Source organism: Psychrobacter sp. T6-1 (genome assembly GCF_052258445.1).
On record NZ_JBQQFC010000204.1, the window covers coordinates 1 to 4,479 of the forward strand.

3 protein-coding genes are annotated in these 4,479 nt (G+C 44.1%); all 3 read left to right on the forward strand.

All coding sequences use genetic code 11. The annotated features are described in order from the left end of the window. Positions 1 to 124 precede the first annotated feature (124 nt). Positions 125 to 2,248, forward strand: coding sequence for a polyribonucleotide nucleotidyltransferase (gene pnp / locus ACTXGO_RS10100; RefSeq protein WP_435950003.1), 2,124 nt, complete (start codon positions 125 to 127; stop codon positions 2,246 to 2,248). 284 nt (positions 2,249 to 2,532) lie between these two features. Next, entirely contained in the window at positions 2,533 to 3,438 is a 906-nt protein-coding gene (locus ACTXGO_RS10105; protein ID WP_443541222.1) for a DUF4238 domain-containing protein, read from the forward strand. A gap of 244 nt (positions 3,439 to 3,682) precedes the next feature. Further along, on the forward strand, positions 3,683 to 4,479 hold a 797-nt coding region (locus ACTXGO_RS10110), incomplete at its 3' end, for a glutaminase (RefSeq protein WP_443574313.1).

The window sequence follows — 4,479 nt, forward strand, 5'->3', positions numbered from 1 at the left end:
TCTAAATTTATGACAATTTTACTTTGAACTGACTATAGTATTTAAAACTTAGCACTTAAAAATTTAACGACTGATGACAGACTCTTTATACGGATATTATCAGTCTCAATACTAGGAAACTTATATGACAATGTTTAATACAGTGAAGCGTGAATTTCAATACGGTAATCAGCAAGTCGTCATCGAGACAGGCCGCGTTGCCCGTCAAGCCAACTCGATTATGGTACATATGGGCGGCGTGACGGTACTGGTTGCCGCAGTCGTCAAATCAGATCCAAAAGAGGGTCAAAACTTCTTCCCGCTAACGGTCAACTACCAAGAAAAAATGTACGCGGCAGGTAAAATCCCAGGGGCTTACGGCAAACGTGAAGGCCGCGCCAGCGAGTTTGAAACCCTAACCTCACGCTTGATTGACCGCCCAATTCGTCCGCTATTCCCTGAAGGCTACGTCAACGAGATTCAAATTACCGCTACCGTTGTGTCATCGGATAAGACCCAATCTGCAGATATCGCTGCGCTAATTGGTGCTTCAGCAGCGTTGGCCATCTCTGATGCGCCATTCAATGGTCCAGTCGCCGCCGCCCGTGTTGGTTTCATCGGTGGTGAATACGTCCTCAACCCAACGCTTGAGCAGCTCAAAGAGAGTGATCTTGATCTAGTTGTCGCAGGTACTAAGTCTGCGGTACTTATGGTTGAGTCTGAGGCCGCTGAGCTATCAGAAGACCAAATGCTAGGCGCGGTACTATACGGTCATGAGCAGCAGCAAATTGTCATCGATAACATTGCTTCAATGGCACAAGAGATTGGCACCGCCAAGCAGCAGTTCGAAGCGCCAAAGGCAGACGCGTCGCTTGAGAGCAGCATGAAAGAGCAGTTCGGCGCGCAAGTGGCTGACGCTTATACCACTACAGATAAGCAAGAGCGTTACGCCAAGCTCGATGACGTCAAGCAAGCTGCTATCGATGCATTGGCAGGCGATAAAGAGTCAGAAGACTACAGCAGCAATGTCTCCAAGCTCAAAGACATCTTTAATGATCTTAAATACCGCACCGTTCGTGACAATATCTTGTCAGGTAAGCCGCGTATCGATGGTCGTGATTTAGATACTGTCCGTGCGCTTGACGTACAAGTTGGCGTATTGCCATACACGCATGGTTCAGCGCTATTTACTCGCGGTGAGACTCAGGCTCTTGTCACAACGACTTTAGGTAACAGCCGTGATGTGAATATGATCGACTCACTAGGCGGTACGATTCGTGATCATTTCATGCTGCATTATAACTTTCCGCATTTCTCAGTCGGTGAGACAGGCCGCGAAGGTATCCCAAAACGCCGCGAAATCGGCCATGGTCGCCTAGCGCGCCGCGGTGTGCAAGCGATGCTACCAGATAGCGAACGTTTCCCGTATGTCATCCGTGTGGTCTCAGAAATCACTGAGTCAAACGGTTCGTCTTCTATGGCGTCTGTTTGCGGTGCAAGCTTGGCATTGATGGACGCAGGCGTACCGATCAAAGCACCAGTTGCTGGTATTGCGATGGGTTTGGTTAAAGAAGGCGAGCGCTTTGCAGTACTATCAGACATCTTGGGTGATGAAGATCATCTTGGTGATATGGACTTTAAAGTCGCTGGTTCTAAAGACGGCATCACAGCCCTTCAGATGGATATCAAAATCGAAGGCATCACGCCTGACATCATGGAGCAGGCGCTGAAGCAAGCCCATGCCGGTCGTATTCATATCCTTGACGCGATGAATAAAGTATTGCCAGAGAGCCGTACTGAAATCAACGCTCATGCACCGAACTATGCGGTCATCGAAATCAACCCTGATAAGATTCGTGACGTCATCGGTAAAGGCGGCGCGATGATTCGTCAGCTCACTGAAGAAACTGGCGCGGTTATCGATATCGATGATGCTGGTACGATTCGTATCTTTGGTGAGAACAAAGCGGCAACCAAAGCGGCTATCGGTAAAATCGAAGCGCTAACGGCTGAAGTTGAAGTCGGCAAAACCTATGAAGGTACGGTCGCTCGTATCGTTGACTTCGGTGCGTTCGTTAACGTCTTGCCAAACACTGATGGTCTCGTGCATATCTCACAAATCGCAGAAGAGCGCGTCGAGAATGTCTCTGACTATCTAAAGGAAGGTCAAAAGGTCAATGTCTTCGTCCAAGACGTCGACAACCGTGGTCGCATTAAATTGACTATGAAAGGTATCGAGCAAAATGTAACGGCTGATACTGCTGAATAAGTACTTTTTCTTGATTTAGAAAAATCGCTCTAGCTTTTTGGTTAGGGCGGTTTTTTCGTAGAAACATTTTAGATATTAAGTTTTGGCGTAGGCTGGGCTTTTAGCCCAGCACATAGAACTGTAAAAAATAAATATAGTTTTCGTAGGGTGTGCCATGCGCACCACTGGATAAGTTATGGTGTTATATCGGTGCGCTGGGCGCACCCTACGTTTACTAAACTTAGCAGCAGAGGTCAAAATTTTGGAATATTTTTATCAAATTGAAAGTAAGGAGCATGCGTTAAATGAAAAAAATTAAAACAGCTAACCATCATTGGTGGCCTATATGTGTATCCAAGCATTGGAGAGATGAAACTGGACACATTAATCGAATGCAACCTAATGGGGCGATATCGGATTCATCTCCCAAAAACTTGGGAGTTATCAAGGACGCTCACAATATCAAACTAAAACAAGATAAAGACACTAGCTCATCGTTCGATACTAGCTTTGAGTATGAGTTTGATACTGCTGATAGTAATTTCCCTAACGTAATTAAATGGTTAGAAAGTCTTACTTATATATTTAAATTTAATGAACATTTAGAAGATCGTTTTGTACCTCAAACATGTACGAAAGAAGACCTCAATATGCTAACTGAATGTGCCGTTTCATTGGCTGTACGCAGTCCTCAGAATCGAGAGGGATATGTTTCTTTGATAGAAAGTGTAGGCGGAGAAATAAGCTCTCACAAGGCAGTAGAAATTAAGCTCAACATGATAAGAAAACAAAGAGAAATAGTTAAAGTAATTAAAGACAGTGAGGTCAAGTTTGCTGTTCTATATAGCAATAGCAAAGAGTTTATATACGGTGATGGTTTTTTCACTAATATAGTGGGGAATGTAGAAGCGCCTAGCTTTCCTTATATGGTTGTACCAATAACACCGAATATCAGTGTGGTTATGGTAAAACCATCCTCTTATAAACCAGAGATTAAGCTTTCAACATTAGTATTAAAAGATACTGAAATCGAAGCGTGCAATCACACAATACAAATTTATTCTAAAAAAGAAATTTTTTATAAATCGCATAAACCAAATATTCATGAGGATTTTAGGTGTGATAAACATCTTAGATATGTGGAAATAGACAACCCAATGAGTACATTAATAAACAGTATGCCAGGTATATCATCATTTATTGAGCTTTGATAAAAGCTATATCTAAAATTTTTCTTATTTATCTAAGATTTTATGGAAAGTTAAGTATATCCTACTGGAACCATCTAAACAGGTCTGATAAACCCTAAACAGACCGCTAGAATGGAACTACCTATATCAGACTATATGTGTTGTGATAAATAATAGCGAAATAAAATATTCCCCGCCTTATCCTCCTCAATTCAGTTAAAATCATGCCTACTTAATAAATCAATAAAAACACGGCTATCCCTTTATGATGCAACAAATTTTAGATGACATCGCCGCTCAAATGGCGCTTAAGACTGAGCGCGGAAAAGTAGCGGATTATATTCCGCAGCTGGCGCATGTCGACCCTAACCAGTTTGGTATTGCCGTCGCGACTCCTGATGGGCAGGTCTATAGCGCAGGGGATGCCAGCACGCTATTCTCGATACAAAGTATCTCCAAAGTATTTACGCTAACTATCGGCCTTAGTAAGCTTGGCAGTGCGCTGTGGAATCATGTCGGTCGTGAGCCCTCAGGCGACCCCTTTAACTCCATTACCATACTCGAGTACGAATCGGGCAGACCGCGTAACCCCTTTATTAATGCAGGGGCGATTGCGGTGGTCGATGCCATCACTATGGGACGCGAGCCAAAAGAGATATTGGATGAGATTTTACAATTTGTGCACTTTATAGCAGACGATGAGTCGATCAGCTTTGATTATAAAGTCGCAAGATCTGAGATTGAGCACGAGGATCGCAACGCCGCACTTGCGCATTTTATGAAGTCTTTTGGGCATCTGCAGCATGACGTCGATGCCATACTTAATACCTACTTTCATCAATGCTCGATTGCCATGAGCTGTGAGCAATTAGCTCGCGCTGGCCTATTTTTGGTCTCTAACGGTATCAATGAACCCACAGGAGCCAAGGTGATCAGCCCGCAGCAATCTAAGCGGATTAATTCACTGATGATGATGTGTGGTCATTATGATGGCTCTGGGGAGTTTGCCTATCAGGTGGGTCTGCCGGGCAAAAGCGGCGTCGGTGGCGGCATTCTAACAAT

Coding starts and splice junctions, on each gene's coding strand:
- pnp (WP_435950003.1), top strand. CDS start 125: ATGACAATGTTTAATACAGTGAAGCGTGAATTTCAATACGGTAATCAG.
- ACTXGO_RS10105 (WP_443541222.1), top strand. CDS start 2,533: ATGAAAAAAATTAAAACAGCTAACCATCATTGGTGGCCTATATGTGTA.